Here is a 25,446-nt window from a genome sequence, read left to right on the forward strand (position 1 = left end):
CTCAGTCGCCGGTGTCGCCGGCCAGGATGGCGGTGACGCCGTCCAGACCTTCGCGGGTGCCGACAGCCACGACGACGTCGTTCGCCTCGAAACCGAAGGACGGGCCCGGGGAGGCGATCACCTCGCGGTCGCGCAGGACGGCCACGATGGACGCGCCGGTGCGGGTGCGGGTGCGGGTGTCACCCAGGCGGCGGCCGACGAACGGCGAGCCGGCGGGCAGGGCGATCTGCTCGGTGAGCAGACCCGCGGCCTGCTGCCGCAGGCCGGCGAGCTGGCCGAGCATGAGGGACGCGCCGAGGACGTCGGCGAGCGCCTCGGCCTCGTCGTCGGTGAGCGGTATCGACGCCAGGCAGGCGTCGGGGTCGTCCACGTCGTAGAGGACCAGGTCGCGGCGGCCGTTGCGGTGTGAGACCACTCCGACCGTACGGCCCGACGAGGTCACCAGGTCGTGCCGGACACCGATGCCCGGCAGTGGAGTCTGCTCTACCCGTACGCGCACGCCTCCAACGGTAACGGATCAGTCAGGCCGGCTGCGGCACCCGCTCGTTACGCACCACGATCAGGAGCAGCAGCCCGGCCGCGCAGAGCCCGGTGCACATCCAGTACGCGAGCCGGTAGTCGAAGTGCTGGGCGACGCCGAACAGTGGCCCGGCCAGCATCGCGCCGAGCGGGAACGAGTTGGTGAACAGGGTCGTGGCCCGTCCGGGCTGCCGGGGCAGCATGTTCTGCATGTAGGAGATGCCCAGGCCGGACACGGCGGCGATGAACAGCGCGTTGAGCACCTGCCCGCCGACGAGCAGCCAGAGGTCGGTGGCCACGGCGACCAGTGCGTAGTACGCGACACCGCAGGCGGCCCCGCCGAACAGCAGCCCGCGCAGCGGCAGCCGGGTGGCCAGCACCCCCAGGCCCAGCATCAGCGGGATCTCCAGGGCGGCGCAGAGTCCGAGCAGCAGGCCGGCGTCGCCGACGTCGCCGCCCACATCGGCGCTGATGAACAGGGGCAGCGCCTGCACCGCGAGGGTCAGCGGCGTCTGGAGCAGGGTGAAGGCGGCGGCGGTGAGCCACAGCGTCCACCTCGGTGCGTCCAGGCGGTCGTCGACGGGCGCCTCCGGGGTGTCCGGGGTGGCGGCCGCGGGCGCCGGGACCTCGTCCAGCCAGAAGATCGCGACCACGGCGGCGAGGGCGTACATCAGCGCGGCGGTGCCGTAGACCCAGACGAAGCTGCCGGCGTCGAGCAGGAACGCGGCCAGCGGCGGGCCGGCCACCCAGGCCAGCGAGAAGACCGTGCGCAGGGCGCTGATGCCGAGCGCGGCGCGGGCCGGGTCGTCGCGTTCGAGGACCTGCCGGGCGTACGCGAAGGATTGCGGGAACAGCGACCCGGCCAGCGCGAAAGCGGTGACCGCCAGGGCGAGCAGCACCCAGTAGTCCCGGACGACTGCGGTCAGGCCGGTGCCGATCAGGCCGGCCACCGCGCCGGCGATCAGCAGCCGGCGCCGGATCGGCCGCCGGTCGGAGAGCCGGCCGACGAGCACCGAGCCGAGCACCCCGCCGAGCGGCGCGACGATCAGGAAGAACGTGATCTCGAGGGGCCCGGCGTCCACGTCCGTGCTGAGGAACAGCGACAGGAACGGGTTGAACAGGGCGGTCGAGATGCCGACGGCCAGGAAGAGGAAGCCGAGCGGGAGCAGAGCCCGACCGATGCGTGACCCGACTTGAGACGATGTTTCCTGGGCCATTACGGCCACGCTACGGCCATCGTGGGGCCTTGCCCATGGTGATGCGGGTTACCCCCTGGTTCGGGTGAGTGGGCGACGTAGAGTTGAGTGGAATACGCTCAAGTCTCGGATTGCTGCACTACTGGGGAAGATCCGATCCAGGGGAGCTCATGAACGCCGAACGCCTGACCACCAAGAGCCGCGACGTCATCACCGGTGCGGTAGCCGACGCGAATCAGCGGGGCCACGCCACCGTCGAGCCGTGGCACCTGCTTCTTTCGCTGCTCGACACCGGTGGCTCCACCGCGTCGGCGCTGCTGCGCGCGGTCGGCGCCAACCCGGCCGACGTCCGGCGCGCGGCCGTACGCGCGGTCGAGCAGCAGCCTTCCGCCCGCGGCTCCTCCACCGCCGAGCCCAGCCTGTCGCGCGAGTTCGTCAACGCGATCGGTGAGGCCGAGCTGATCGCCAAGCCGCTCGGCGATGAGTACGTCTCCACCGAACACCTGCTGGCCGGCCTGGCCCGCGTCGGCGGCGCGGTGGGCAAGACCCTGCGCGACGCCGGAGCCACCGAGGAGACCCTGGTCGGCGCCTTCCCGGCGGTCCGGGGCGGCGACCGGCGGGTCACCACCGCCGAGCCCGAGCAGACGTACCAGGCGCTGGAGAAGTACAGCGTCGACCTGACCGCGCTGGCCCGCGAGGGCCGGATCGACCCGGTGATCGGGCGCGACGCCGAGATCCGCCGGGTGGTCCAGGTGCTCTCCCGGCGCACCAAGAACAACCCGGTGCTGATCGGTGAGCCCGGCGTCGGCAAGACCGCGATCGTCGAGGGCCTGGCCCAGCGCATCGTGGCCGGCGATGTCCCGGAGACCCTGCGCGACAAGAAGCTGGTCTCGCTCGACCTCGGTGCGATGGTCGCCGGCGCGCAGTACCGCGGCCAGTTCGAGGAGCGCCTCAAGAGCGTGCTCGAGGAGATCCGCAACTCCAACGGTCAGGTCGTCACCTTCCTCGACGAGCTGCACACTGTCGTCGGTGCCGGCAAGGGCGAGGGCTCGATGGACGCCGGCAACATGCTCAAGCCGATGCTGGCCCGCGGTGAGCTGCGGATGGTCGGCGCGACCACGCTGGACGAGTACCGCGAGCACATCGAGAAGGACCCGGCCCTGGAGCGGCGCTTCCAGCCGGTCGTGGTCGGCGAGCCCACGGTCGAGGACACGATCGGCATCCTGCGCGGGCTCAAGGGCCGCTACGAGGCCCACCACCGGGTGCAGATCACCGACGCCGCGCTGGTCGCCGCCGCGGCGCTCTCCGACCGTTACATCAGCGACCGGTTCCTGCCGGACAAGGCCATCGACCTGATCGACGAGGCCGCCTCCCGGTTGCGCATGGAGATCGACTCCCGCCCGGTGGAGCTGGACCAGCTGCAGCGCCAGGTCGACCGGATGCGGGTGGAGAAGCTCGCCCTGGAGAAGGAGACCGACCCCGCCTCGGTCGCCCGGCTGGAGCGGCTGGAGCGTGACCTCGCCGACCGCGAGGAGGAGCTGACCGCCCTCAACGCGCGCTGGGAGCGCGAGCGCGGCGGCCTGAACCGGGTCGGTGAGCTCAAGAAGCAGCTCGACGAGGCCCAGGCGGAGCTGGAGCGCGCGCAGCGCGACGCGGAGTGGGAGAAGGCCTCCCGCCTGCAGTACCAGGAGATCCCCGCGCTGATGGCCGAGATCGAGAGCGCGTCCGCGGCCGAGGAGGAGAAAACCGAGCCGCCGATGGTCAAGGAGGAGGTCGGCGCCGACGACATCGCCGAGGTCATCGCCTCGTGGACCGGCATCCCGGCCGGCCGGATGATGGAGGGCGAGACCGCCAAGCTGCTCCGCATGGAGGAGTCGCTGCAGGCCAAGGTGGTCGGCCAGACCGAGGCCGTGGCCGCTGTCTCCGGAGCCGTACGCCGGGCCCGGGCCGGAGTGGCCGACCCGGACCGCCCGACCGGCAGCTTCCTGTTCCTCGGCCCCACCGGCGTCGGCAAGACCGAGCTGGCCAAGGCGCTGGCCGGTTTCCTCTTCGACGACGAGCGGGCCATGGTCCGCATCGACATGAGCGAGTACGGCGAGAAGCACTCCGTCGCCCGGCTGCTGGGCGCCCCGCCCGGATACGTCGGCTACGAGGAGGGTGGCCAGCTCACCGAGGCCGTACGGCGGCGGCCGTACTCGGTGGTGCTGCTGGACGAGGTCGAGAAGGCCCACCCGGACGTCTTCGACGTGCTGTTGCAGGTCCTCGACGACGGCCGGCTCACCGACGGCCAGGGCCGTACGGTCGACTTCCGCAACGCCATCCTGGTGCTGACCTCCAACCTGGGCTCGTCGGTCATCTCCGACTTCACCCTGGGCGAGGAGGAACGGCGCGAGGAGGTCATGGCCACCGTCCGGGCGCACTTCAAGCCCGAGTTCCTCAACCGGCTCGACGACATCGTGGTGTTCCAGGCGCTGACCTCGCAGGACCTGGCGGCCATCGTGGACATTCAGCTGGGCCGGCTGCGGCACCGGCTCGCCGACCGCCGGCTCGCCCTCGAGGTGGGTGAGGCCGCGGTGCAGTGGCTGGGTGAACGCGGCTTCGACCCGATCTACGGTGCGCGTCCGCTGCGCCGGCTGGTCCAGTCGTCGATCGGCGACTCGCTGGCCCGGGCGCTGCTCGCCGGCGAGATCGTGGACGGGGACACGGTCCGGGTGGACCTCAGCGAGGGCAAGGACGGTCTGTCCGTACGCCGGGCATGAAAAAACCGGGGCACCCGATCGGGTGCCCCGGTTTTCGTCGGTCAGCTGGCCCGCGCCTCCCGCTGCCGGTAGGCGTGGGTCATCAAGATGTCCGTGATGGCGTGCTCGCCGTCGGACGACCAGATCCTGATGCCGTCGCGGTGCAGTTGATACCGGACGTCGGTGTAGCTGGTCCTCGTGTCGTCATGGTGCACGACGGTCAGGGTGTCTGCGTGGGGCATGGGACTCACCGGTCCTTGTCGAGTCTGGGGCGGCCGCGGCATGGTCACGCGGCCGGCGCAATCGGGAAGGTGCCCGTATCCGGTCTGCCTGGCCCCCGGCATGCGTGGGGCGGGGGCGGCGACTCGGCCGGGCAGGGGGCGTCACCGGAGGACTCTGGTGCCTGCGGCGCGCCACGGATGGAAGTGTAGGGGTCACGTTCGACCTGTGTCGTCCCCCTGAACGAGCGACCTGATTCAGGCTATTTCGTCGTACATCGGGCGATGTTGCCACAGCTGGGGGCCCGATGCCGGCCGGACGACGGATCTGGCAGCCGCCCGATACCGTGGTGGATCTAGGAGGTAGCGCCGTGTCTGATCCGATGTACCCCGGGCACGCCACTCGGGCCCGCCCGACGGTCGTGTCCGTCTCGTCATATCTGCTCTACTTCAGCGCGGCCGTCTCGATCATCTCCGCGGTGCTGTCGCTGACCACGATCGGCACGATCCGGCGCGTCTACTCCGACCTCTACGCCGACACCGCGGGAGCCGGCACCGAGAGCGTCATCGTGGCGGTCAGCGTGATCGGCGTGGTGATCAACATCCTCTTCGCCGCCGGCCTGGCCATTCTGGCGATCTACAACAACCGCGGCAAGCAGGGTGCGCGCATCACGACCTGGGTGGTCGGTGGCATCTTCCTCTGCTGCAACGGCTTCGGCCTGCTCGGCAACGCCGCGACCAGCGGGATGAACCTGGACGCCGGCAACACCTCGGGGCCCAGTGCCGGCGAGGTCGAGGCCCGGCTCTCCGACGAGCTGCCCGGCTGGTTCACCCCGATCTCCACGCTGCTGACCGTGCTGGTCGTGCTCGCGTTGCTGGGCGCGGTGATCCTGCTGGTGCTGCCGGCCGCGAACACCTACTTCCGCAAGCCGCAGGCCGCGTGGGACCCGCTGAACCCGTACCCCGGCTATCCGGGCCAGCCGGCGGCGTACCCGGGATACCCGAGTCAGTCGCCGTACCCGACGTATCCCGGCCAGCCCGGCCAGCCCTACCCCGAGCAGGCGTACCCGGGTCAGCCGGGTCAGCCGCCGTACCCGGGCCCGGGTGGCCAGCCGCCGTATCCGCAGAGCTCGCCGCCCGGCGGTGCCGGCGACACGACCCCGCCGCCCGCCTCCGGTGCCGGTGCGGTTTCCGCCCAGGACCCGACCGGCGGCGACCCGCACACGGGCAGCGTGCCGCCCACCGATCCGTGGAGTCCGCCGTCGCCGCCCGCGTCGTCGCCGCCCTCCGACGACAAGCCGGGCCGGTCGCCGACCGATCCCGCCTGACCCCCGCTCGTCTCGCGCCGCCGGGTATCCCGGCGGCGCGTCGCGCGTCCAGGTAGGTTCGTCCGCAACGGATCACCCGGGAGACGTCCATGTCGTACGCAATGCAGCCGCCGGCAGCCGCACCGGCCCCCACCACCGCGCCCCGCCGGCCGGCGTCGGTGGCATCGGCGTCGGTCCTGCTGATCGTCATGGCGGTGGCCGGCCTGGCGTACGCGATCGCCACGCTCGCCGTCGCCCCCGGCACCGTCGACCGGTTCCGTGCCGCGGCCGGCGGGGCGAACAGCGTGGACGTCGACGGTTTCGTCACCGTGGTCTGGATCGGTGCCGCGCTCAGTGCGGTGCTCGCCGTGATCCTCTTCGCGCTCTACGTCGTCCTGGCGCTGGGTCTGCGCCGCGGCAGCAACGCCGCCCGGATCGCCACCTGGGTCGTCGCCGGGCTGGGTCTGCTGGCCGGCTGCGCCTCGACCGCCACAGTCGCCGTGGAACGCGCCGGCGACCCGGTGCAGGGTTCGCTGTCCGCCGCGCTGTCCGACGCGTACCCGGGGTCGTGGATCCCCCTGAACGTGTCCCTGGCGATCGCGCAGATGCTCGGCTACATCATCGTCGGGGTGCTCCTGCTGGCGAGCCCGGGCACGTTCTTCGGCCGCGCGCCCAAGCCGTTGCCGCCGGATCCCTTCGCCGCCCCGCAGCCGGGCGCCCCGAACTACGGCGCCCCGAACCACGGTGTCCCCGGCTACGGGCCGCCCGGCAGTGCTCCGGCCTACGGCCCGCCCGGGGGATATCCGCCGCCGCCGGCCGGTTACGGCCCGCCACCAACGGGTGGTTACTCGGCGCCACCAACGGGGGGTTACGGCTCGCCGCACCCCGCCGCGGGGCCCGCAGGGCCATCCGCGCCGGGTGAGCCGCCGGCCGGGCCGGGCCCCGATGATGAGTACTGGTCACGTCCGTCCAGCTGACGGGCCTACCGGCATCGACGGATGTGCGTCACCCGAACGGGTACCGTTGATGGACGAGGATGTGCCGGCCACCGCTGTCCGGACGCTTTCGTCTTGCCGCTCGGTGCGGGTTTTGCGCTGGACGGGCAGACGTGACGCGATGACAACGGTGTCGGTGCGTACTCGTTCGATGACCGTCGTTGGGTGCCGCCCCGGGCGGGGTGTGGCGGAAAGGTGCTTTGAGCTGCGTCTATACCTGTCGGAAACGGGGTACGCGGGGCCTCTCAGTTAACAATATTTACTGTTGAGGCCGGGCTTTGCCGTGGGTCAATAGTTCCTTTCCGCCCTGGCGGGGCAGAACGTTCCAGTTTTGCGGCAGCCAGTACGCTCGATGTGATGGAAGCCCATCACGACCTGCGTAAATTCATCACTGAATTGCCCGTCGCGCAGCGTTGTGTCGTGCTTTCATCGGGTCGTGAAGTTGACTGTGAAGTCGACCCACGCCGTGTGACCGTGCAGTACCAGGACAGTTCCGACGACCGGGCGGGCGTCGGACGGCCGCGGAACGGATCGTGAATCAACAATGTGGGGCGGCTCACTCCGGGGGCGGGGATCGAGAGCTCGACGACGTTGACCAGCGACCTGACGGCGACTGAGGCGTTGCAGGAGGCAGAGACCGAAGTCGGTGTCGCGGAATGGTCGATCGGAGTGCGGACGCTGCCCGTGCGGGGTGCCGGACAGACATACCGATCGGCCTACCGTTCGACCGATCTCGGCCTTACGGCCTGAAAGTTAGCCGGTTCGTTCCTGCGCACATGCAGGAGAATCGATGCAGTTGGTGGAAGGATGGAGATCGTGGGAACTGCGTTGGCGGAAATGACAATGCCTCAGATCTCGCCGCTTGCCGGCGAGCCAATTGAACGTGCCGATGCCGAGCGACTGGCGGGAGTGCTCAAGGCACTCGCCGACCCGGCTCGGTTGCGGCTGCTCAGCCTCATCCAGTCCGCTACGGACGGTGAAGCCTGTGTCTGCGACCTGACGGCCCCGCTGGGGTTGTCGCAGCCGACGGTGAGTCACCACCTGCGGATCCTGACGGAGGCCGGCCTGCTCGAGCGTGAGAAGCGCGGCGTGTGGGCGTACTACCGGCTGGTCCCCAGCGCGATCGCGACGATCGCGGACCTGCTGACCCCGCCGCGCAAGCGGGCCACCAAAAAGGCCCGCTGAGCAGACCCGACCAAGCCTGGCGTCACCGTTCATGGGGCGTGACGCCAGGCGGGCCACCTCCATCAGGATCCACCCCCCGGACCCGAGGAGTTGACGGGTTGAACTACGTGCCCGGCGATCTGCGCGACCAGCTCGCGCACGTGGGCTATGACGTGGTCCAGGCCGGACTGGTCTGTGGCTCCGGCGGCAATCTGTCCGCCCGGATCCCCGACGAGGACGCCTGCTGGATCACCGCGAGCGGTGCCTGGCTGGACAGACTCAGCCGGACCAGCTTCGCACCGGTACGCATCTCCGACGGCGCGCCCGCGACCGTCGGCCCGCTGCCGGCCCCACGACTGGCCCCGACCAGCGAAATCGCCCTCCACCTGGCGTTGTACCGCGCCCGCCCGGACGTGAACGCGGTGGTCCACCTGCACCCGCAGACGGCACTGCTCCTGGATGCGCTCGGTGAGCACATCCGCATCGTGACGACCGACCACGCCTTCTACCTGAAGCGTGTCTCCACTGTGCCGTTCCGCCTGCCGGGCAGCACCGAGGTGGCGGCGCTGACGGCGGCGATGGCGGCCGACGGCACCGATTGTCTGGTGCTCAGCCACCACGGCTGCGTGGTCATGGCCGACTCCGTCGAGCTGGCCCACAAACGGGCCCGCAACCTGGAGGAAGCCGCGGCGCTGACCTATCGGGCGCTGACCCTGGGCCGGCTGGACAACCTCCGCGAAGTGCCGGAGGAGTTCCTGGACCGGCTGGCGACGCTCCCACCCTCAGCGGTCTCCGTCTGACGACGAACGCCCCGCGACCAGCCGGTCGCGGGGCGTTTTCCGTGCTGCGGCCTCAGGCCGAATGGCGGGGCTTGTGGTCGCGGTGTTCGTCGTCGTCGTGGTCCACGATCGCCTCGGCCATGCCGGCCACGGTCGCCGCCGCCACGACGCCGATCGCCGTCGCCGGGCCCGGGTCCGCGGCGGCGTTCTTCTTCGCCTTCCGCTCGCGGAGCATCTCGATGATGATCGGCAGCACCGAGATCAGCACGATCAGGGCGACCACGGGCAGGATGTAGTGGTCGATCTTGTCGCCGATGGCGTCGTAGATCTGCTGGGCGAGCAGGTAGCCGATCAGCAGCACGCCGTCGCACCAGAGGATGGCGCCGACCACGTTCCAGATGAAGAACGTGCGGGCCGGCATGCCCAGGGTGCCGGCCACCGGGTTGAGGAACGTGCGGACGATCGGGATGAAGCGGGCCAGCACCACAGCCTTGGCCGGGCCGAACTTCTCGAAGTAGTACTCGGCCTTCTCCACGTACTCGCGCTTGAACAGCTTGCTGTCCGGGCGTTCGAACATCCGGCGGCCGTACTTGGCGCCGAGCAGGTGACCCAGCTGGGCGCCCACGATCGCGCACACCGGGGCGCCGATCAGCAGGCCGACCAGCGAGATGCGCGTGCCGTCACCGAAGATCGAGTCGGCCACCGGGGAGGCCGCCACACCCGCCAGGAACAGCAGCGAGTCGCCCGGGAAGAAGAAGCCAACGAGCAGACCCGTCTCCGCGAAGAGAATCACCCAGACGCCGATCAACCCGAAGGTCTGCAGCAGGTCCTTCGGGTCCATCGGGTTCAGGGCAAGCTGCTCGGAGAGCGCACGGATGTCCACGAGGAGCCAGGGTACCGGCCTCGGCAAGGCCGGCACCTGTACGAATGCTGTGGATTACAGCCGGGGATCCACCGGCTCCGATTCCGCCGCGAGGATGGCGAAGACGAGTTCGTGGATCCGCCACAGCGCGGCCCCCTCGGCCAGCCGGTCCAGCGCCGCCAGGCCCAGGCCGTGCTCGCGCAGCGCGAGACCACGCTTACGGCCCAGTGACCGCTGCCGCAGCCGTTCCAGCTGCTCAGGACGGGTGTACTCCGGTCCGTAGATGATCCGCAGGTACTCCCGGCCCCGGCACTTCACCCCCGGCTGCACCAGCCGGCCCTTGGCGTCGGTCACGCTCAGGCCGCCGTACGGCTTCACCACCATCCCCTCGCCACCCGCCGCGGTCAGCGCCAGCCACCAGTCGGTCGCGGCCTGTTCCGCGGCCGGATCGCCCAGCTCCACCACCATCCGCCGGGTCGGGGTGAACAGCACCGGGTCCGCCGCGACGAGCTTGTCCGCGATGTCCAGGTGCCAGCCATGATTCTTGTCCCGGTACGAGACGCCTTCCCCGGCCAGCACCGCGAAGGGCGCCAGCGTCACGCCGGTCAGCCCGTCGGTCGGCTGCACGTACGCCCGGTACGCCGCCGAGTAGCCCTCGATCTCAGTCGCCCGCAACTCCAGCCGCGCGCGCAGTTCCGTGACGTCGAGGCCGCGCCCGGCGACCTGCTCCAGCACCGACAGGGCAGCCGGCAGCGCGGCCCGTCCCGCCGCACCGACGCCCGCGTACCGCTCGCGGATCAGCCCGCCGGCCTTGGCCGACCAGGGCAGCAGCTCGGTGTCGAGCAGCAGCCACTCGGTGTCCAGCTCGGTGAAGACCTTCTCGGCCGCCGCGCGCACGCCGGCCAGCAGCGTGGTGTTGCGCTCGGCGTCGAAGAACGGCCGCCCGGTACGGGTCCAGATGGCGTCCCCGGCTCCCGAACGCGAGACCCGGACCACCGCCCGGGAGCCCATGTGCTTCTCCTCGCACACCACCGTGCCGACGCCGGCCGACCGCAGGTCCGCGAATGCCGTCGCCGGGTGCTCGAGGTAGCCCTCGTGCGTCGACGTCGAGCACGGCGCCATCGTCGGAGGCAGCCAGACCAGCGTGGCCGGGTCCAGCGCGAAGCGGCTCATCACTTCGAGCGCCGCGGCGGCGTTCTCCGCGGCGACCGTGGTGCGGCCGTACCCGTAGTCGAGGTGCCGGCGGCCGGTGACGTCGGCCAGGTCGAGGCCCTCGTCGGGCCTGGTGTCGACCGGGACCAGCGGGCGGGCCGGGGCGTAGTACTCCCGGGCGGCGGGGACCGACACCAGCTCGCGGGCCGGCCAGCGCAGCGCGGTCAGCTTGCCGCCGAAGACGCAGCCGGTGTCGAGGCAGATGGTGTTGTTGATCCACTCCGGTTCCGGCGTCGGCGTGTGGCCGTAGACGACCGCCGCCGAGCCGCGGTAGTCGCGGGCCCACGGGTACCGGACCGGGAGGCCGTACTCGTCGGTCTCGCCGGTCGTCTCGCCGTACAGGGCGAAGGAGCGGACCCGGCCGGAGGCGCGGCCCTGGTAGGCCTCCTTCAGACCGGCGTGGGCCACCACCAGCTTGCCGCCGTCCAGCACGTAGTGGCTGACCAGGCCGTCGATGAAGGTGCGGACCTGGGCGGTGAACGCCTCGTCCTCGCGGCCGAGCTGCTCCAGGGTCTCCGGCAGGCCGTGGGTGAGCTGCACGTTGCGGCCGTTGAGCTTGCGGGCCAGCTTCTGCTCGTGGTTGCCCGGCACGCAGATCGCCGTGCCGGCCCCGACCATGCCCATGACCAGGCGCAGCACGCCGGGGGAGTCCGGGCCGCGGTCGACCAGGTCACCGACGAAGACCGCGGTACGGCCCTCCGGGTGCACGGCATCGACCGGGCGTCCGGAGTCGTCGCGGCTCAGGGCGTACCCGAGGGTTTCCAGCAGCGTCTCCAGTTCGGCCCGGCAGCCGTGCACGTCGCCGATGATGTCGAACGGGCCGGTGACCTCACGCTTGTCGTTGAACAGCTTCTCGTAGCGGATCGAGGCGGCGGCGATCTCCTCCTCGCCGCGCAGCACGTGGATCTTGCGGAAGCCTTCCCGGGCCAGCTGCCCTAGCGAGCGGCGCAGGTCCCGGTGCATGCGGGTGAGGACCTGACGGCCGAAGGTCCGGTCCGCCCGGCCCTGGGTACGCTCCCAGGCCAGCGCCTCGGGCACGTCGAGGACCACGGCCACCGGCAGCACGTCGTGCTCGCGGGCGACCTTGACCAGCCCGGCCCGGGCGTGCGGCTGCAGGTTGGTGGCGTCGACGACGGTGAGCCGTCCCGCGGCCAGCCGCTTGCCGGCCACGTAGTGCAGGACGTCGAAGGCGTCGCCGGACGCGGACTGGTCGTTCTCGTCGTCCGCGACCAGGCCGCGGAAGTAGTCCGAGGACAGCACCTGGGTGGGCTTGAAGTGCTGCCCGGCGAAGGTCGACTTGCCGGATCCGGAGATGCCGACCAGCGCGACGAGCGCGAGCTCCGGGATGTCGATCTGGGTCATGCCTCCTCCTTCTCCTTCACGAACACAGCGAGCTGGGTAGGTGCGCCGGCCTTCTCGTCCTCGTCGCCCACGCCCCGGAAGCTCACCCGGTAGCTGTGCGCGGACGCGGTGCGTGCGGCCCACTCCTGGAACTCGGCGCGGGTCCACTCGAAGCGGTGGTCCGAGTGCCGCATCCCGGTCAGGCCCTCGTACAGGCCGTTGTATTCGACGTTCGGGGTGGTCACGATGACCGTCGCCGGGCATGCGTGGCCGAACACCGACGCCTCCAGCGCGGGCAGGCGCGGCGGGTCGACGTGCTCGATGACCTCCATCAGCACCGCCGCGTCAAAGCCGCGCAGCCGGTCGTCGCGGTAGGTCAGCGCCGACTGCCACAGCGTCACCCGGTCCCGCTGCCGCTCGGGCACCCGGTCCAGCCGCAGGCGCTTGTGGGCCAGGTCCAGGGCGCGTGACGACACGTCCGTGCCGACGATCCGGGTGTACCGGCGGTCCTTGATCAGGGCGCCGAGCAGCGCACCCTGGCCACAGCCCAGGTCGAGCACCCGGGTCGCGCCGGACTCGGCCAGCGCGGCCAGGACCGCGTCGCGCCGCTGCTCGGCGAGCGACTGCTTGCGGGCCACCGGCAGCTCGGCCTCCTCGTCGGTCACCGTGTCGGCCGGTGCGTCGACGGAGTCCGGGTCCAGCCGGTCGAGCTGCTCCAGCGCGCTGGCGGCCAGCGACCGCTGGTGCGCCAGGTAGCGCCGGGTGATCAGCACCTTCTCCGGGTGGGCGGCCAGCCAGCCCTCGCCCGCGCGCAGCAGCTTGTCGATCTCGTCGGGCGCCACCCAGTAGTGCTTGGCGTCGTCCAGGACGGGCAGCAGCACGTACAGGTGGTTCAGCGCGTCGGCCAGCCGCAGGGTGCCGGTCAGAGTGAGGTCGACGTACGGGCTGTCCCCGTCCAGCGGATGCCCCGCTGGCACGTCGTCCAGCGGGATCGGCGTCGCGGTGACCGTCCAGCCCAGCGGTTCGAACAGGGCGGCCGCGCTGCCCCGGCAGCGCAGCACCGGCACGTGGATCTCCAGTGGCAGGGCCGCGCCGGCCAGCTCCGGGCGGTCCTTGGACTCACCGCGCAGGGCGCTGCGGAAAACCTTGGCCAGGGCGCCGGCGAGCAGGCTGGAGGCCGCGTACGGGCGGTCGTTGACGTACTGGCCCAGCGCGAACGACTCCGGCGCCGACTGCTGCTTGCGACCGCCGCGCGCGGCCCCGAGGCGCTGCGGGTCGACGTCCAGCAGCAGCGCGGCGGTGCACCGGTCCTCGGCCGCGTCCGGGAACAGGACGTGGGCCGTACCGGTGGGCACGTCGAAGGAGTGCACCTTGTCGGGGTGCTTGACCAGCAGGTAACCGAGGTCGGTGGCCGGCCGGTGGGTGGTCGTCACGGTGAGCAGCACCGGCTGATGATGGCAGCGCGGGGCAATCGGCAGCGACTGATTTGACGGACGGCGCAATGATTCGCGGGTCCGTGGCCGTCGTAGGAGCGGAGGTGCCCGTGACCTACGAGGAGTTCGCCGACAGCCGGCTCGGTGCCCTGCTGCGGTACGCCGTCATGCTGACCGGTGACCAGCACACGGCGCAGGACCTCGTGCAGGAGACGATGGTCCGCGTCCAGCTGAACTGGCGGCGGGTGGCCGGCAGTGACTCCCCGGACGGGTACGTCCGCAAGATCCTCACCAACCAGTTCGTCGACCTGCGCCGGGGCTCGTGGTTCCGGCGGGTGCTGTTGCGGCCGGAGCCCGATCCGGCCCGCGCCGCGCCCAGCGACCACGCTCAGGAGAGCGCCGAGCGGGACCGGGTCTGGAGCATGCTGGCCCGGCTCCCGCGGCAGCAGCGCGCGGCCCTGGTGCTGCGCTACTACGAGGATCTGCCGGATGCCGAGATCGCCGAGGTGCTCGGCTGTGCCGTCGGCACGGTTCGTTCGTCCATCTCGCGAGCGCTCGTCACGCTCCGTACCGAGTTCGTGGAGGCCCGATGACCCCGATCGAGGAAGAGCTGCGGGCCGCGTTCGAGCGGCACGAGGCCCTGACCCCGGCCGTCGGCCCGGTGCGGGCCGGGATCGAGGTGGCTGCGGTACGCGCCCGACGCCGCCGCACGATCCGCCGGGTCGCCACCGCGGCGGTGGCCGTGCTGATGGCCGGGTCCGCCGTACCCGTGGTCCTGGAGCGGTGGCAGCGCGACCCGGCACCGTCGGTGTCCACCGCCGAGCTGCTCGCGGCCGAGCCGGCACCGGCCGGTCCGCTGGACGTGCTGCTGCTGGGCAGCGACAACAGGCTCCGCCGGCCGGACCGGGACCGCCGGGCCGACTCCGTCATGATCATCCACGTGCCGGCCGACCGGACCCGGGCCTACCTGGTCAGCCTGCCGCGCGACGGCGAGGTGAAGCTGCCGGACGGGACGGGCAAGCTGAGCGAGACCCTCTTCCTCGGCGGCCCGGAGCTCACCGAGAAGACCGTCTCCGAGCTGACCGGCGTCACCTTCGACGCGACCGTGACGGTCGACTTCCGGGCGCTGCGGGCCGTCACCGAGGCGGTCGGCGGCGTGCGGGTGTGCCTGCCGGAGGCGGTCAAGTCGGTGCACAACGGCAAGACGTACCCGAAGGGCTGTCAGCAGCTGACCGCGGACGACGTCGTACCGGTGCTGCAGGCCCGCTACGGCCTCCGCAACGGCAGCTACGACCGGGACCGCAACGCCCAGCTCTTCCTGCGGGCGCTGGCGGGGAAGCTGGCCGCGGACGGGACCGTCACCGATCCCGCCCGCGTGCACGCGCTGTTCACCGCCGCCCGGGACGGCCTGGAGATCACCGGTGACCCGGCGGCGTTGCTCCGGACGGCCGGCTCACTGAGCTCGCCCGGCTCACCGGTCGGGATCAGCGAACGCAGGTTCCACGCCCTGTCCAGCGGCCGGGAGCAGATCTATGCCAAGGTCGGCCCGTCGCTGTACGCCGCGCTCCGCGACGACACGCTTCCGGCATGGATCGCGGCGAATCCGGCATACGTCGTTAAATAGGACTTAGCGGTAGTCATCGTCGAGGGGCACGCTGCGTCCCTGTTCCTGGGCGTCCCATTCCGGCGCCTCCAGGGACGGGCTCACAGCCGGCTCCTCGGCGTCGTCGGCCCAGCCCGGATCGGCCACGACGGCCTGTTCGGCCGCGTCGCCTTCGGGCGCTTCCAGGTCACGCTCGTCCTGCGGGTAGGTCATGGCCGGCTCCCTTCACGTCGCGGTCACTCCCTCATGCTGCACCGTCCCCGTCGCGCCCGGCCCGCAAACCGGCGCCGGGGTAACGGGGCGATTTCCGTGCCGGTCCCTCGCTGCGGAATACTGCCTGCTGGAGGACAGCGCGGTCCTGCCCTCTGCTTCGCATTTCACCAGATCAAGGAGCGCACCGATGCCCATCGCTTCCCCTGAGGTCTACGCCGAGATGCTCGACCGCGCCAAGTCCGGCGCGTTCGCGTACCCCGCGATCAACGTGACGTCCTCGCAGACGCTCAACGCCGCCCTGCAGGGCTTCGCCGAGGCCGGCAGCGACGGCATCGTCCAGATCTCCACCGGTGGCGCCGAGTACGCTTCCGGCCCGACGGTCAAGAACATGATCACCGGCGCGGTCGCCCTCGCCGAGTACGCGACCGAGGTCGCCAAGAACTACCCGGTCAACATCGCGCTGCACACCGACCACTGCCCGAAGAACAAGCTCGACGCGTACGTGCGCCCGCTGCTCGCCCTCTCCAAGGAGCGCGTCGCGAACGGCAAGGCGCCGCTGTTCCAGTCGCACATGTGGGACGGCTCGGCCGTGCCGGTCGACGAGAACCTGCAGATCGCCGAGGAGCTGCTGGCGCAGGCCGCCGCCGCGCACATCATCCTCGAGATCGAGGTCGGCGTGGTCGGTGGCGAGGAGGACGGCGTCTCCGCCGCGATCGACGACAAGCTCTACTCGACGGTCGAGGACGGCCTGGCCACCGCCGCCGCGCTGGGCCTGGGCGAGAAGGGCCGCTACATGACGGCCCTGACGTTCGGCAACGTGCACGGCGTCTACAAGCCCGGCAACGTCAAGCTGCGCCCGGAGATCCTCAAGGAGATCCAGGAGGCCGTCGGCGCCAAGTACGGCAAGGAGAAGCCGTTCGACCTGGTCTTCCACGGTGGCTCGGGCTCGCTGCTGTCGGAGATCCACGGCGCCCTGGACTACGGCGTGGTCAAGATGAACATCGACACCGACACGCAGTACGCGTTCACCCGCCCGGTCGTCGACCACATGCTCCGCAACTACGAGGGCGTGCTGAAGATCGACGGCGAGGTCGGCAACAAGAAGCAGTACGACCCCCGCGCCTGGGGCAAGCTGGCCGAGGACGGTCTGGCCAAGCGCGTCGTCGAGGCGTGTGAGCACCTGCGTTCGACGGGCACCTCGCTCCTCAAGTGATCTCGTCGAGAACGGCCGGTCCCCGTACGTGGGGGCCGGCCGTTCTCGTGTTGCCGGACTACGCAGAGGCGTGGGTACGATCGTCGTCTTGTCCGGAAGAGGGCGGTGATCATGCTCGGTATCGAGGGGTATGAACCCGAGTGGCACCACGACGCCGAGGCCCTCGCTGCCGTCCACAGAGCACGGTTTTCCCGGCTCATCGGCCGTGAGCTGGTCGGCGGCTGGCTGATGTGGGACATGTCGGAGCGCGGCTGGTTCGCCGACGGCCCGGTCATCCTCGGCTTCGGTGGCACCAACGTGGAAATCACTCACCGCAAGTTCGACGAGTGTGCAATCACCTGGGACCAGGTCGACATGAGTGCACCCATCGAGTGGTACGCGACCGGCATCCAGCTCGACTGGCGGGCCGACCCGCACGCGGCGCTGCGCAACGCCCGGGGCCGCAAGCTGCGCGAGGTCAACATCATCGAGCGCACCACCGTCAAGGAATGGCGGCCACGGGTGCTGCACGCCGTCGAGTTCCTCTTCGAGGGGGCGCGACTGGCAGTCTTCAACGCGATGGACGAGAACGGGCTGACCGACGTACCGGAAATGGATCTGCCGGTGCACAGCTGGCGCCGCGTGCACGTCGCCTGACCGGCCGGGGGCTGGCCCTACCAGCAGGACGCCGGGCAGCAGGATTCTGCCGGCCCGCGGCCGTCCCTAGCGTCGAAGACATGAAGATGCTCCTCGCGGGCCTCGCCGTTCTCGGCCTGGCCGCCGCGACCCTGCCGGCCACTCCGGCCTCCGCCCATCGTTCCGATCGCGGCCAATTGATCACCGCGACCCCACTGCAGACCCTGACCACCCGAGAGCACGTCGCCGACGCGCTCGCCGCGGCGAAGTTCGACCCCGCGCCCGCCCGGTACGGCGTCGACACGTACCAGCTGATCTACCGCACGGTCGACCCGGCCGGCCGGCCCACCATCGCGAGTGGACTGCTCGCCCTGCCCCGGATCGGCGCCCGGCAGCTGCGCACGGTGTCCTACACGCACGGCACGGAGCTCAACCGGCTCGACGCGCCGTCCCTGACCGCCGACGGCTGGGGTGTCGCGCCGGTCCTGACCTTCGCGTCCGCGGGCTTCGCCGCCGTCGCGCCGGACTATCTCGGCCTCGGCCTGGGACCCGGGCCGCACCCGTTCCTCGACGTGCCCTCGGAGACCACCGCGGGGGTGGACCTGCTCCGGGCCGCACGTGCTTTCGTCCCGCGTACCGGCCACGAGCTGGGCCGTGACGTGCTGGTCACCGGCTTCTCCCAGGGCGGGTCGGCCGCGACCGGGCTGGCCAAGGCCCTGCACGGCGGCGCCGACGACTGGTTCCGGCTGCGTGCGCTGGCGCCGATCTCCGGGGCGTACGACGTGCGCGGCGTCGAACTGCCCGCCCTGCTCGACGGCACGGTCGAGCCACCGTGGAACGTGGGCTACACCGCGTACCTGATGGTCTCGTGGAACCGCCTGCACCACCTCTACGACGACCCGGCCGAGGTCTTCAACCCCAAGATCGCGGATCGGGTGGAGGGGCTCTACGACGGCGTGCACGACGGCAACGACCTCGGTGACCTGCTGCCCATGCGGCTCGACCAGCTCTACACCCGGCACGGGTTGCAGCTGCTCACCGATCCGTCGGGGCCGTTCGCCGCGGCGTTGCGGGTGCACGACGCGACATGTTCGGGCTGGCGGCCGGGCGTACCGGTGCGGTTGCTCGTCTCGGCCGGCGACGAGCAGGTCCCGACCGCGAACGCCGAGCACTGCGCGGCTTCGTTCCGGACGGTGCCAGTGGTTGACGTGGGCGATCTGACGTACGAGGGGTCGATCCATCTCGGCTCGAACATCCGTGGCACCGCGGCCGCGGCCACCTGGTTCGCGAGCCTGCGTTAGCTTCCCGTAATGGCTTTGCGGCGGCCGGCGGCGGACCGCTTCAATGCCGGTATGGATCTCCGTCGAGTGGACCTGCGGGCCCTCAACTCCCTGACCAAGTACCCGTCGATCCCGACCTACCACCTGCTCGACCCGCGCAACGGCGGTCTGCAGGACGAGGCCGTGGTCTTCTCCGGGCCGGTCGTGGGGACCGAGAAGGTCGACGGTACGAACGCCAGGATGATCCTGACCCCGGGCGGCTGGCTGATCGGATCGCGGGAGGAGCTGCTGCACGCCCAGGGCGACCTGATCTTCAACCCGTCGCAGGGCATCGTCGCCGCGCTGAAGCCGGTCGCCGAGGCGCTCGCGCCCGTGACCGGCGACGAGATCCGGGTCTACTACGTCGAGCTCTACGGCGGCAAGGTGGGCGCCGCCGCCAAGCAGTACACCAGCGACCCCACCCGGTACGGCTGGCGGTGCTTCGACGTGCTCGTCCTGAACGACCCCGCCGAGCAGCTCAGCCGGCCCGCCGAGCGGATCGCCGGGTGGCGCGACGGTGGCGGGCAGACCTTCCTCACCGAGGAGGAGCTGGCCGCCGCCGCCCGCGCTGCCGGGCTCGAGCTGACACCGCGGCTGTTCACTGTGGACGCCGCGGAGCTGCCGACCGAGCTGGAGAAGACCAGCGCCTGGCTGGCGGAGCAGCTGCCCGAGTCGCGGGTGCGGCTGGACGCCGGGGCGCCGGGCGGGGCCGAGGGGATCGTGCTGCGCAGCAACGATCGCAGTGTGATCGCCAAGGCCCGGTTCCAGGACTACGCGCGCAGCCTCAAGCGCCGCCGTTGAGGTAGCTCTCCACCGCTGCCGAGGTGCGCTCGACGTCGCCGGTGGCGAGGAGATCCAGCAACGCTCCGCGCAGCACCGCGAGGGTGAGGGTGGCCCGCTCGGTCCCGGGCCGCCCGGCCGTCAGCACGGCGAGCCAGTCCTGCACGGTGGCCCGGGCGAAGCCGGCCCACGGCCCGGTGGGGTCGACCAGCGACCGGACGTACGCCTCGGCCCACAGCACGAGCAGCGGACGGTGCTCGGGGGCGGCCAGCCACCGCCAGATCCCGGCCACGGGGTCGCCGGTGGCCGGCAGCCGCTCGAGCATCGCCAGCTCGTCGCTCCGGGCCCGGTCGAGCAGTGCGCGGACCAGACCCTCCTTGCTGCCGAAGAGCAGCAGCAACACCCGGGGGCTCGACCCGACGGCAGCCGCCAGTGGCCGCAGCGACATGTCCGCCAGGCCGTGCGTCAGCACGTGGTCATAGGCGCGTTCCAGCAGCTCAGCACGTCGGGCCGACACTCCGCTATCCTCACTGAAACAGTCGTTTCAGTCAAGCGAGGAGGACGCCATGAGCTCAGCGGAGGCGGTGATCCGGCCCCTGGACCGGCCGGGTGACCTGGGCTGGGTCATCGCGACCCACGGCGAGGTCTACGCCGACGAGTTCGGCTGGGACCGCAGCTTCGAGGCGCTGGTCGCCCGGATCGTCGCGGACTTCGCCGCCGGCCACGACACCGAGCGCGAGGCCGGCTGGCTCGCCGAGATCGACGGCCGGCGCGTGGGCTGCGTCTTCTGCGTCGCCGGTCCGGACTCCACGGCCCAGCTGCGGCTGCTGCTGGTCCACCCCGACGGGCGCGGGCACGGCCTCGGCGGCCGCCTGGTGGACACCTGCCTGGAGTTCGCCCGCGACGCCGGCTACCGCACCATGCGGCTGTGGACCAACCATCCGCTGACCGCGGCGCGCGCCATCTACCTCAGCCGCGGCTTCACCCTCGTCGACGAGGAGGCCCACCACAGCTTCGGCGCGGAGCTGGTCGGGCAGACCTACCAGACGGAGCTGTCCTGATCAGTGCGTCAGCGCCGCCATCGCCTCGTCGACCGAGTCGGTGACCACGATCAGATCCGACTGGTCGCCGTGCGGTGAACGGGCCAGCAGCGGCCTGAGCAGTGCCTCGACCGGCAACGCCGACCAGTGCTCGACCCCCAGGAAGACGAAGGCGCCGGACGGGCCGTCGGTGCGGTAGAAGGTCTTCGTCGCCGCCTGGAACACCTCCTGGACCGTGCCGGCCCAGCCCGGCGCGAAGACGATGCCCCCGCGGGCCAGGCGCAGGATCGTGTCCTCCCGGACGGCGTTGGAGAAGTACTTGCCGATCTGGCCGGCGAACAGGTTCGCCGGCTCGTGGCCGTACAACCAGGTGGGCAGGGCCAGGCCGCCGTGGGTGAGCCGGCCGACCACGTCCGCCGCGGCCGGTGCCGGATACGCCGCACGGACGGCCAGCGCCGCCGCCGTGTACGGGTCGTGCTCCATGAACTTCGGCGCGGGGGCGAGCAGATCGATCGCCGCGGCCAGCTCGTCCGCCGTCCGGCCGGTGAAGTAGGCGCCCAGGTTCGCCGCCTCCATCACCCCGGGCCCGCCGCCGGTCACGATCAACCGGCCCGCCTCGGCCAGCCGCCACGCCAGGGTCGCGGCCATCCGGTACGCGTCCGACCCGCGCGGCTCGGCGTGCCCACCCATGATCCCGACCGCACCCCGGGCGTCGTGCTCGCCGACCCACGCGGCCAGCGCCTTGCCCAGCGCGTTGTCGATGCCGGCGTCGTGCAGCCGCTGCCCGATCGCCTCCCGCAGATCGGGCGCCGCCCCGCCGTGAGCCAGGAAGTGCTCGTAGACGCGGGTGTCGTACATGCCCGCGAAGCCGTCCCGCTCGAACCCGAGGGCCAGATCGTCCGGCGTGTACAGGTGCGCCGGATGCGTCGGATAGGGACGGGCCTCGAACGGCGGCACCAGGTGCGCGCCCCGGGAGATGAGATCCATCTCGACCTCGGGGCCGGCGAGCCGGCAACCGACGAACAGGGTCCCGCTCACGTCGACGCCGGTGAAGTCGGGGCACTGCTCGTCGAGCCGCAGCCCGAGCACGATCAGCCCGGCCAGCGACCGCTTGGCGAGGTGGGTGTCGAGTTCGGCACGCGACTCGATCTCGGACACGGTGGCGTCGAACGGCGTCTCGCCGCCGAACACGGGCTGCAATGGATCACCGGGCATGACCGTAGGGTAGCCAGCGTGAAAAAGGCGTCGGGATCGCTGTTCGGGTTGGCGTACGGGGACTCGCTCGGTAAGCCGACCGAGTTCCGGGACTACGAGGCGATCGTGGCGGCGTACGGGCCGGGCGGGCCGCGGGAGCTCACCGGCGATCCGGCGCTGGTCACCGACGACACCCAGATGATGCTGGCGGTCGGCGAAGCCCTGGTGGCGGCCGGTCCGCTGACCCCGGCGAGCTTCGAACCGGTGCTCCGGCAGGCGTTCCTCGACTGGGCGATCAGCCCCGACAACAACCGTGCCCCCGGCATGACGTGCCTGCGCGCGTGCGGCGACCTCGCCGACGGCCGGCCCTGGCAGCGGGCCTCGCAGATTCACTCGAAGGGCTGCGGCGCCAACATGCGCGTCACCCCGGTCGGCCTGATGCCCGGGCTCACCGACGAGCAGCTCGCCGGAGCCGCGCAGTTGCAGGCCGGGCTGACCCACGGCCACGCGACGGGCCTGGCGGCGAGCGAACTGACCGCGTACGCGGTGCGCTGGCTGAGCGACGGCCTGCCGCCGCGGGATCTGCTGCCGCGCCTGCGGGCGCACTGCGCCGACCAGCGGCGGGTCTACCATGAGGACTGGCTCGGCGACCTGTGGCAGCGACCGGCGGTGGAATCAGCCGAGGACTTCATCTCCCTCGGCTGGGACGAGAACGCCGCCGCGCTGGACCGGGTGGCGGACGCACTGCGCCGGGGCGACACCGGCGGCGATCCCTGCCTGGTCACCGGGGCCGGCTGGATCGCCGAGGAAGCGCTGGCCACGGCCCTCTACTGCTACCTGCTGACCCCGGACGAGCCGGTCGCGGTCCTGGGCCGGGGCGCGGCCTCGTCCGGCGACTCGGACTCCATCGCCTGCCTGGCCGGCGGCTTCGCGGGTGCGGCGCTCGGCCTGGCGGCCTGGCCGCCGGCCTGGCAGGAGCGCATCGAGTACGCCGACAGGCTGCACGCCCTGGGCGAAGCATGGGATCAGCAAGGTGACATTCGTTAAGCGACCCCCGGAAACGGGCCACCGGCGCGGTTGAATAGGCCCATGCAAAACCTCCTTCCCGAGCCGCCGGCCACCCGCCTCCCCGCCGACACCGAGGCCGACGCGGCCCTGGCCGAAGCGAAGCAGGCCGGCACCGACGAGGCCTACAAGACCGTCGCGGCCCGCTTCCCGGCATACAGCGGTGGCTGGGCGGCGCTGGCGGAGAGCGCCCTGGCCGAGAAGCAGCCGGTCACCGCGTACGCGTACGCCCGCACCGGCTACCACCGGGGGCTCGACGCCCTGCGCCGCAACGGCTGGAAGGGCCACGGCCCGGTGCCGTGGTCGCACGCGCCCAACCAGGGCTTCCTGCGCTGCCTGCACGCCCTGTCGCTGGCGGCGGCACAGATCGGCGAGTCGGACGAGGCAGCCCGGTGCGCCCAGTTCCTGCGGGACAGCGACCCGGCGGCGGCCGACGCCCTGACCTGATCGGGCCGGGCCAGGCCGGAAACCCCCGGCCTGGCCCCAACCGCTACAGACCCTCGGCCACCGCGGCGGCGATCTTCAGCCAGGAGTCGCGCGTGCCGTTCGACAGGTGGCCGTAGCGAAGCGGCTCACCCGAGTCGATCAACTTCTCGTACGGGGCCAGCAGAACCGCCCGGGTCCGGGCCGCGAAGTGCCGCTGGATCGCCGGTAGGTCGATGTCCTTGCGGGTCGGCGGCATCGTGACCACGCTGACCGCCTGCCGGACCAGCCGCTGCCGGCCACTCTGCTCCAAGTGGTCCAGCATGCGCGCCGCCGTCTCAGCCGAGTCGTTACGCGCCGACATCGTGATCACCAGCTGGTCGGTGGCATCCATCGCCGCCTGCCAGTTCTGCGCCCGCACGTTGTTACCGGTGTCCACGAAGATCAGCTTGTAGAACCGGCTGACGATCTCCCGGATCTCCGCGAAAGCACTGGCCGTGAGCATCTCACCCGCGGTCGCCGACTCGTCCGAAGCGAGCACGTCGAACATGCCCTCGCCCTGCGCCCGCACATACTGGCTGAGGTCACCGACCCGCCCGTGGGAACCGCGGAACAGATGCAGATCCCGCATCATGTCCCGCACCGTCCGGGCGTGGAAGTCCTGCTGCGCCCGCATGCCGAGGGTGCCCTGGGTCTCGTTGTTGTCCCAGGCCAGCACGTAGCCGCCGCGCTTCTGCCCGAAGGTCATCGCGAGCAGCAGCACGGCTACGGTCTTGCCGGCGCCGCCCTTCGGATTGACGACGGTGACCTGCCGCAGGCCGCCGAAATTACGGCGAACCATCTCGACGTCCTGCTTGTACTCCTGCTCACGCTTGCCCGGCGCCAGGCGGACCAGGCCCATGGTGCCCTTCTGCAGCATGGCCCGGGCGCCCATGGTGGCGGTCGGCTCGGCCGGCTTGGCCAGCCGCCGCCGGGCGAACTCCTCCGCGGTGGGCGTGCCGTCCGAGACCCAGGGGAGCTGCTGGTAGGGGTCTACGGGCGGGGGCTGCTGGTGCGGGCCCGGGGGTTGGTCGCCGTGGTGGGGTGGCTGCTGGAGCTGGGGGTGCGGTGCGGCGGCTCTCGGGTCGATGGTCGGCGGGAAGGGACCGGGGACCGGGGGTGGCTGGCCGTTGGTCGTCCGGGGCTGCTGCTCCATCGGCCACGGGGCCGGCTGGCCTTGGTGCGGCGGCTGGCTCTGGTGGGGCTGGCCTTGGTGGGGTGGGATCGGGCCTGGGTGGGGTGGCAGCGGGCCGGGTGGCACTGGGCCTGCTTGGTGGATCCCGGCCTGGTGCGGTCCGGCCTGGTGCGGTCCGGCCTGGTGTGGCGGTCCGGCCTGGTGTGGCGGTCCCGCTTGGTGTGGCGGTCCGGCCTGGTGCGGCGGTCCTGCCTGGTGTGGCGGTCCGGGCTGGTTTGGTGCGGCCTGGTGTGGTCCGGGCTGGTTGGGGGCCGGGGTGGCTGCGCCTGTCAGGTGGGGGCCGGGTGGGGTTGGGCCGGGCACGGCTGCGCCTGTTCGGCTCGATCCCGCCTGCTGGGGGCCGGGCTGCTGCGGCGCGAGCGGGCCTCCCTGCTGAGGTCCGGTCTGCGTCGGCGCCTGATGCGGCGGCACCGATACAGGCGCTGTGCCGCTCTGCCGAGCGCTGCCGGTCCGCCCGGTATCGCCGGCCGGTCCAACGCCGGTCCGCCCAACGCTGGCCTGTCCAACGCCGGCCTGTCCAACGCCGGTCTGACCGGCACTACTGGCCTGTCCAACGCCGGTCTGACCGGCACTACTGGCCTGTCCAACGCCGGTCTGACCGGCACTGCCAGCCTGCCCAACGCCGGTGTGTCCAACGCCGCCGGCCGGCCCGGCGCCGGTTTGTCCAACGCCGCCGGCCGGCCCGGCGCCGGTTTGTCCCGGACCCGGCTGCGGGCCGACTGGTCCGGGCCGGTAGACCGCTCCCGCGTGCTGCTCGTCCTCGTTTTCGGGGCTCGGCCGCGGCGTCACCGTCGGGAAGTGCGCCGGTCCGGCGCTGGACACAGCACCGTTCCGCTGCACCGCCCCGGATGCGTCCGTCCCGCTTCGGGGCCCGGGCGTCGGCCCTCCGTCGGCCTGGGCCGGCCGCTGCGGCGGCTGTGACCAGGGCGAATCCGTCGCCGACGGCCCGTCCGGGCGCGGTCCACCACTGATCGGCGCGCTTG

At 71.6% G+C, this 25,446-nt stretch carries 24 protein-coding genes; 14 read left to right on the plus strand and 10 right to left on the minus strand.

Going from position 1 to position 25,446, the window contains the following annotated elements; translation table 11 throughout:
• Position 1: 1 nt before the first annotated feature.
• Positions 2-499 (minus strand): cation:proton antiporter regulatory subunit, encoded by a 498-nt coding sequence (locus ACWEOZ_RS06105; protein ID WP_212992843.1) that lies wholly within the window; start codon positions 497-499, stop codon positions 2-4.
• A 22-nt stretch (positions 500-521) separates the two neighbouring features.
• On the minus strand, positions 522-1,736 hold the full coding sequence (locus ACWEOZ_RS06110) for a sugar efflux transporter (protein ID WP_451909647.1): 1,215 nt from the start codon (positions 1,734-1,736) through the stop codon (positions 522-524).
• Positions 1,737-1,885: 149 nt separating this feature from the next.
• On the opposite strand from ACWEOZ_RS06110, the gene clpB reads away from it, so the two are divergent.
• Entirely contained in the window at positions 1,886-4,474 is a 2,589-nt protein-coding gene (gene clpB / locus ACWEOZ_RS06115; RefSeq protein WP_451909648.1) for an ATP-dependent chaperone ClpB, read from the plus strand.
• A gap of 41 nt (positions 4,475-4,515) precedes the next feature.
• On the opposite strand, the gene ACWEOZ_RS06120 is transcribed toward clpB, so the two are convergent.
• A complete protein-coding gene (locus ACWEOZ_RS06120; RefSeq protein WP_360546874.1) occupies positions 4,516-4,695 on the minus strand; it encodes a hypothetical protein in 180 nt (59 codons plus the stop codon).
• A gap of 347 nt (positions 4,696-5,042) precedes the next feature.
• Between ACWEOZ_RS06120 and ACWEOZ_RS06125 the strand changes: the two genes are divergently transcribed.
• The 4 genes from ACWEOZ_RS06125 to ACWEOZ_RS06140 all read left to right on the plus strand — a co-directional run bounded on the left by ACWEOZ_RS06125 (position 5,043) and on the right by ACWEOZ_RS06140 (position 8,937).
• Positions 5,043-5,999, plus strand: a complete 957-nt coding sequence (locus tag ACWEOZ_RS06125; protein ID WP_451909649.1) for a hypothetical protein — start codon at positions 5,043-5,045, stop codon at positions 5,997-5,999.
• 89 nt (positions 6,000-6,088) lie between these two features.
• Entirely contained in the window at positions 6,089-6,955 is an 867-nt protein-coding gene (locus tag ACWEOZ_RS06130; protein ID WP_451909650.1) for a hypothetical protein, read from the plus strand.
• A gap of 825 nt (positions 6,956-7,780) precedes the next feature.
• Positions 7,781-8,158: an ArsR/SmtB family transcription factor gene (locus ACWEOZ_RS06135; protein WP_092549981.1), complete on the plus strand. Its 378-nt coding sequence runs from the start codon at positions 7,781-7,783 to the stop codon at positions 8,156-8,158.
• A gap of 107 nt (positions 8,159-8,265) precedes the next feature.
• On the plus strand, positions 8,266-8,937 hold the full coding sequence (locus tag ACWEOZ_RS06140) for a class II aldolase/adducin family protein (protein ID WP_451909726.1): 672 nt from the start codon (positions 8,266-8,268) through the stop codon (positions 8,935-8,937).
• A gap of 52 nt (positions 8,938-8,989) precedes the next feature.
• Here ACWEOZ_RS06140 and ACWEOZ_RS06145 read toward each other — a convergent pair whose 3' ends face one another.
• The 3 genes from ACWEOZ_RS06145 to ACWEOZ_RS06155 all read right to left on the minus strand — a co-directional run bounded on the left by ACWEOZ_RS06145 (position 8,990) and on the right by ACWEOZ_RS06155 (position 13,776).
• Positions 8,990-9,757 (minus strand): DedA family protein, encoded by a 768-nt coding sequence (locus ACWEOZ_RS06145; RefSeq protein ID WP_451909727.1) that lies wholly within the window; start codon positions 9,755-9,757, stop codon positions 8,990-8,992.
• A 96-nt stretch (positions 9,758-9,853) separates the two neighbouring features.
• Complete coding sequence (locus ACWEOZ_RS06150) at positions 9,854-12,352, minus strand: polynucleotide kinase-phosphatase (protein WP_451909651.1); 2,499 nt, start codon at positions 12,350-12,352, stop codon at positions 9,854-9,856.
• Positions 12,349-13,776: a 3' terminal RNA ribose 2'-O-methyltransferase Hen1 gene (locus ACWEOZ_RS06155; RefSeq protein ID WP_451909652.1), complete on the minus strand. Its 1,428-nt coding sequence runs from the start codon at positions 13,774-13,776 to the stop codon at positions 12,349-12,351. Before ACWEOZ_RS06155 ends, ACWEOZ_RS06150 begins: the two co-directional genes overlap by 4 nt.
• Before the next feature lie 98 nt (positions 13,777-13,874).
• Here ACWEOZ_RS06155 and ACWEOZ_RS06160 point away from each other — a divergent pair, with 98 nt between their 5' ends.
• Both ACWEOZ_RS06160 and ACWEOZ_RS06165 read left to right on the plus strand, forming a co-directional pair.
• Positions 13,875-14,357: a SigE family RNA polymerase sigma factor gene (locus tag ACWEOZ_RS06160; protein WP_451909728.1), complete on the plus strand. Its 483-nt coding sequence runs from the start codon at positions 13,875-13,877 to the stop codon at positions 14,355-14,357.
• Positions 14,354-15,388, plus strand: a complete 1,035-nt coding sequence (locus ACWEOZ_RS06165; protein WP_451909653.1) for an LCP family protein — start codon at positions 14,354-14,356, stop codon at positions 15,386-15,388. Before ACWEOZ_RS06160 ends, ACWEOZ_RS06165 begins: the two co-directional genes overlap by 4 nt.
• 3 nt (positions 15,389-15,391) lie before the next feature.
• On the opposite strand, the gene ACWEOZ_RS06170 is transcribed toward ACWEOZ_RS06165, so the two are convergent.
• The gene (locus ACWEOZ_RS06170; RefSeq protein ID WP_451909654.1) at positions 15,392-15,580 is read right to left on the minus strand and encodes a hypothetical protein; all 189 of its coding nucleotides are present in this window, start codon (positions 15,578-15,580) and stop codon (positions 15,392-15,394) included.
• A 187-nt stretch (positions 15,581-15,767) separates the two neighbouring features.
• On the opposite strand from ACWEOZ_RS06170, the gene fbaA reads away from it, so the two are divergent.
• The 4 genes from fbaA to ACWEOZ_RS06190 all read left to right on the plus strand — a co-directional run bounded on the left by fbaA (position 15,768) and on the right by ACWEOZ_RS06190 (position 19,528).
• Positions 15,768-16,793, plus strand: a complete 1,026-nt coding sequence (gene fbaA, locus ACWEOZ_RS06175) for a class II fructose-bisphosphate aldolase (RefSeq protein ID WP_451909655.1) — start codon at positions 15,768-15,770, stop codon at positions 16,791-16,793.
• A 111-nt stretch (positions 16,794-16,904) separates the two neighbouring features.
• The gene (locus ACWEOZ_RS06180) at positions 16,905-17,429 is read left to right on the plus strand and encodes a hypothetical protein (RefSeq protein ID WP_451909656.1); all 525 of its coding nucleotides are present in this window, start codon (positions 16,905-16,907) and stop codon (positions 17,427-17,429) included.
• A gap of 80 nt (positions 17,430-17,509) precedes the next feature.
• Positions 17,510-18,709 carry an alpha/beta hydrolase family protein gene (locus ACWEOZ_RS06185; RefSeq protein ID WP_451909657.1) on the plus strand — a complete coding sequence of 400 codons (1,200 nt, stop codon included), beginning with the start codon at positions 17,510-17,512 and terminating at the stop codon, positions 18,707-18,709.
• A 51-nt stretch (positions 18,710-18,760) separates the two neighbouring features.
• Entirely contained in the window at positions 18,761-19,528 is a 768-nt protein-coding gene (locus tag ACWEOZ_RS06190; RefSeq protein WP_451909658.1) for an RNA ligase family protein, read from the plus strand.
• Here the strand turns inward: ACWEOZ_RS06190 and ACWEOZ_RS06195 are convergent.
• Positions 19,512-20,024, minus strand: coding sequence for a TetR/AcrR family transcriptional regulator (locus ACWEOZ_RS06195; RefSeq protein ID WP_451909659.1), 513 nt, complete (start codon positions 20,022-20,024; stop codon positions 19,512-19,514). The two genes, ACWEOZ_RS06190 and ACWEOZ_RS06195, sit on opposite strands and share 17 nt — an antisense overlap.
• 49 nt (positions 20,025-20,073) lie before the next feature.
• On the opposite strand from ACWEOZ_RS06195, the gene ACWEOZ_RS06200 reads away from it, so the two are divergent.
• Positions 20,074-20,568, plus strand: a complete 495-nt coding sequence (locus ACWEOZ_RS06200) for a GNAT family N-acetyltransferase (protein WP_451909660.1) — start codon at positions 20,074-20,076, stop codon at positions 20,566-20,568.
• Here ACWEOZ_RS06200 and ACWEOZ_RS06205 read toward each other — a convergent pair whose 3' ends face one another.
• A complete protein-coding gene (locus tag ACWEOZ_RS06205; protein ID WP_451909661.1) occupies positions 20,569-21,762 on the minus strand; it encodes an LOG family protein in 1,194 nt (397 codons plus the stop codon).
• 18 nt (positions 21,763-21,780) lie between these two features.
• On the opposite strand from ACWEOZ_RS06205, the gene ACWEOZ_RS06210 reads away from it, so the two are divergent.
• Both ACWEOZ_RS06210 and ACWEOZ_RS06215 read left to right on the plus strand, forming a co-directional pair.
• Positions 21,781-22,788: an ADP-ribosylglycohydrolase family protein gene (locus ACWEOZ_RS06210; protein WP_451909662.1), complete on the plus strand. Its 1,008-nt coding sequence runs from the start codon at positions 21,781-21,783 to the stop codon at positions 22,786-22,788.
• 42 nt (positions 22,789-22,830) lie between these two features.
• Positions 22,831-23,253, plus strand: a complete 423-nt coding sequence (locus tag ACWEOZ_RS06215; RefSeq protein WP_451909663.1) for a DUF3151 domain-containing protein — start codon at positions 22,831-22,833, stop codon at positions 23,251-23,253.
• 43 nt (positions 23,254-23,296) lie between these two features.
• Here ACWEOZ_RS06215 and ACWEOZ_RS06220 read toward each other — a convergent pair whose 3' ends face one another.
• Entirely contained in the window at positions 23,297-24,424 is a 1,128-nt protein-coding gene (locus tag ACWEOZ_RS06220; protein WP_451909664.1) for a MinD/ParA family ATP-binding protein, read from the minus strand.
• Positions 24,425-25,446: the final 1,022 nt, after the last annotated feature.

The organism is Actinoplanes sp. NPDC004185 (genome assembly GCF_053603475.1).

Excerpts from the sequence above, each read along its gene's own strand:
- ACWEOZ_RS06145 (WP_451909727.1), bottom strand. The coding sequence starts at position 9,757 with ATGGACCCGAAGGACCTGCTGCAGACCTTCGGGTTGATCGGCGTCTGG.
- ACWEOZ_RS06215 (WP_451909663.1), top strand. The coding sequence starts at position 22,831 with ATGCAAAACCTCCTTCCCGAGCCGCCGGCCACCCGCCTCCCCGCCGAC.
- ACWEOZ_RS06190 (WP_451909658.1), top strand. The coding sequence starts at position 18,761 with ATGGATCTCCGTCGAGTGGACCTGCGGGCCCTCAACTCCCTGACCAAG.
- ACWEOZ_RS06150 (WP_451909651.1), bottom strand. The coding sequence starts at position 12,352 with ATGACCCAGATCGACATCCCGGAGCTCGCGCTCGTCGCGCTGGTCGGC.
- fbaA (WP_451909655.1), top strand. The coding sequence starts at position 15,768 with ATGCCCATCGCTTCCCCTGAGGTCTACGCCGAGATGCTCGACCGCGCC.
- ACWEOZ_RS06200 (WP_451909660.1), top strand. The coding sequence starts at position 20,074 with ATGAGCTCAGCGGAGGCGGTGATCCGGCCCCTGGACCGGCCGGGTGAC.
- ACWEOZ_RS06110 (WP_451909647.1), bottom strand. The coding sequence starts at position 1,736 with ATGGCCCAGGAAACATCGTCTCAAGTCGGGTCACGCATCGGTCGGGCT.
- ACWEOZ_RS06165 (WP_451909653.1), top strand. The coding sequence starts at position 14,354 with ATGACCCCGATCGAGGAAGAGCTGCGGGCCGCGTTCGAGCGGCACGAG.
- ACWEOZ_RS06170 (WP_451909654.1), bottom strand. The coding sequence starts at position 15,580 with ATGACCTACCCGCAGGACGAGCGTGACCTGGAAGCGCCCGAAGGCGAC.
- ACWEOZ_RS06205 (WP_451909661.1), bottom strand. The coding sequence starts at position 21,762 with ATGCCCGGTGATCCATTGCAGCCCGTGTTCGGCGGCGAGACGCCGTTC.
- ACWEOZ_RS06135 (WP_092549981.1), top strand. The coding sequence starts at position 7,781 with ATGGAGATCGTGGGAACTGCGTTGGCGGAAATGACAATGCCTCAGATC.
- ACWEOZ_RS06130 (WP_451909650.1), top strand. The coding sequence starts at position 6,089 with ATGTCGTACGCAATGCAGCCGCCGGCAGCCGCACCGGCCCCCACCACC.
- clpB (WP_451909648.1), top strand. The coding sequence starts at position 1,886 with ATGAACGCCGAACGCCTGACCACCAAGAGCCGCGACGTCATCACCGGT.
- ACWEOZ_RS06120 (WP_360546874.1), bottom strand. The coding sequence starts at position 4,695 with ATGCCCCACGCAGACACCCTGACCGTCGTGCACCATGACGACACGAGG.
- ACWEOZ_RS06220 (WP_451909664.1), bottom strand. The coding sequence starts at position 24,424 with ATGGAGCAGCAGCCCCGGACGACCAACGGCCAGCCACCCCCGGTCCCC.
- ACWEOZ_RS06185 (WP_451909657.1), top strand. The coding sequence starts at position 17,510 with ATGAAGATGCTCCTCGCGGGCCTCGCCGTTCTCGGCCTGGCCGCCGCG.
- ACWEOZ_RS06180 (WP_451909656.1), top strand. The coding sequence starts at position 16,905 with ATGCTCGGTATCGAGGGGTATGAACCCGAGTGGCACCACGACGCCGAG.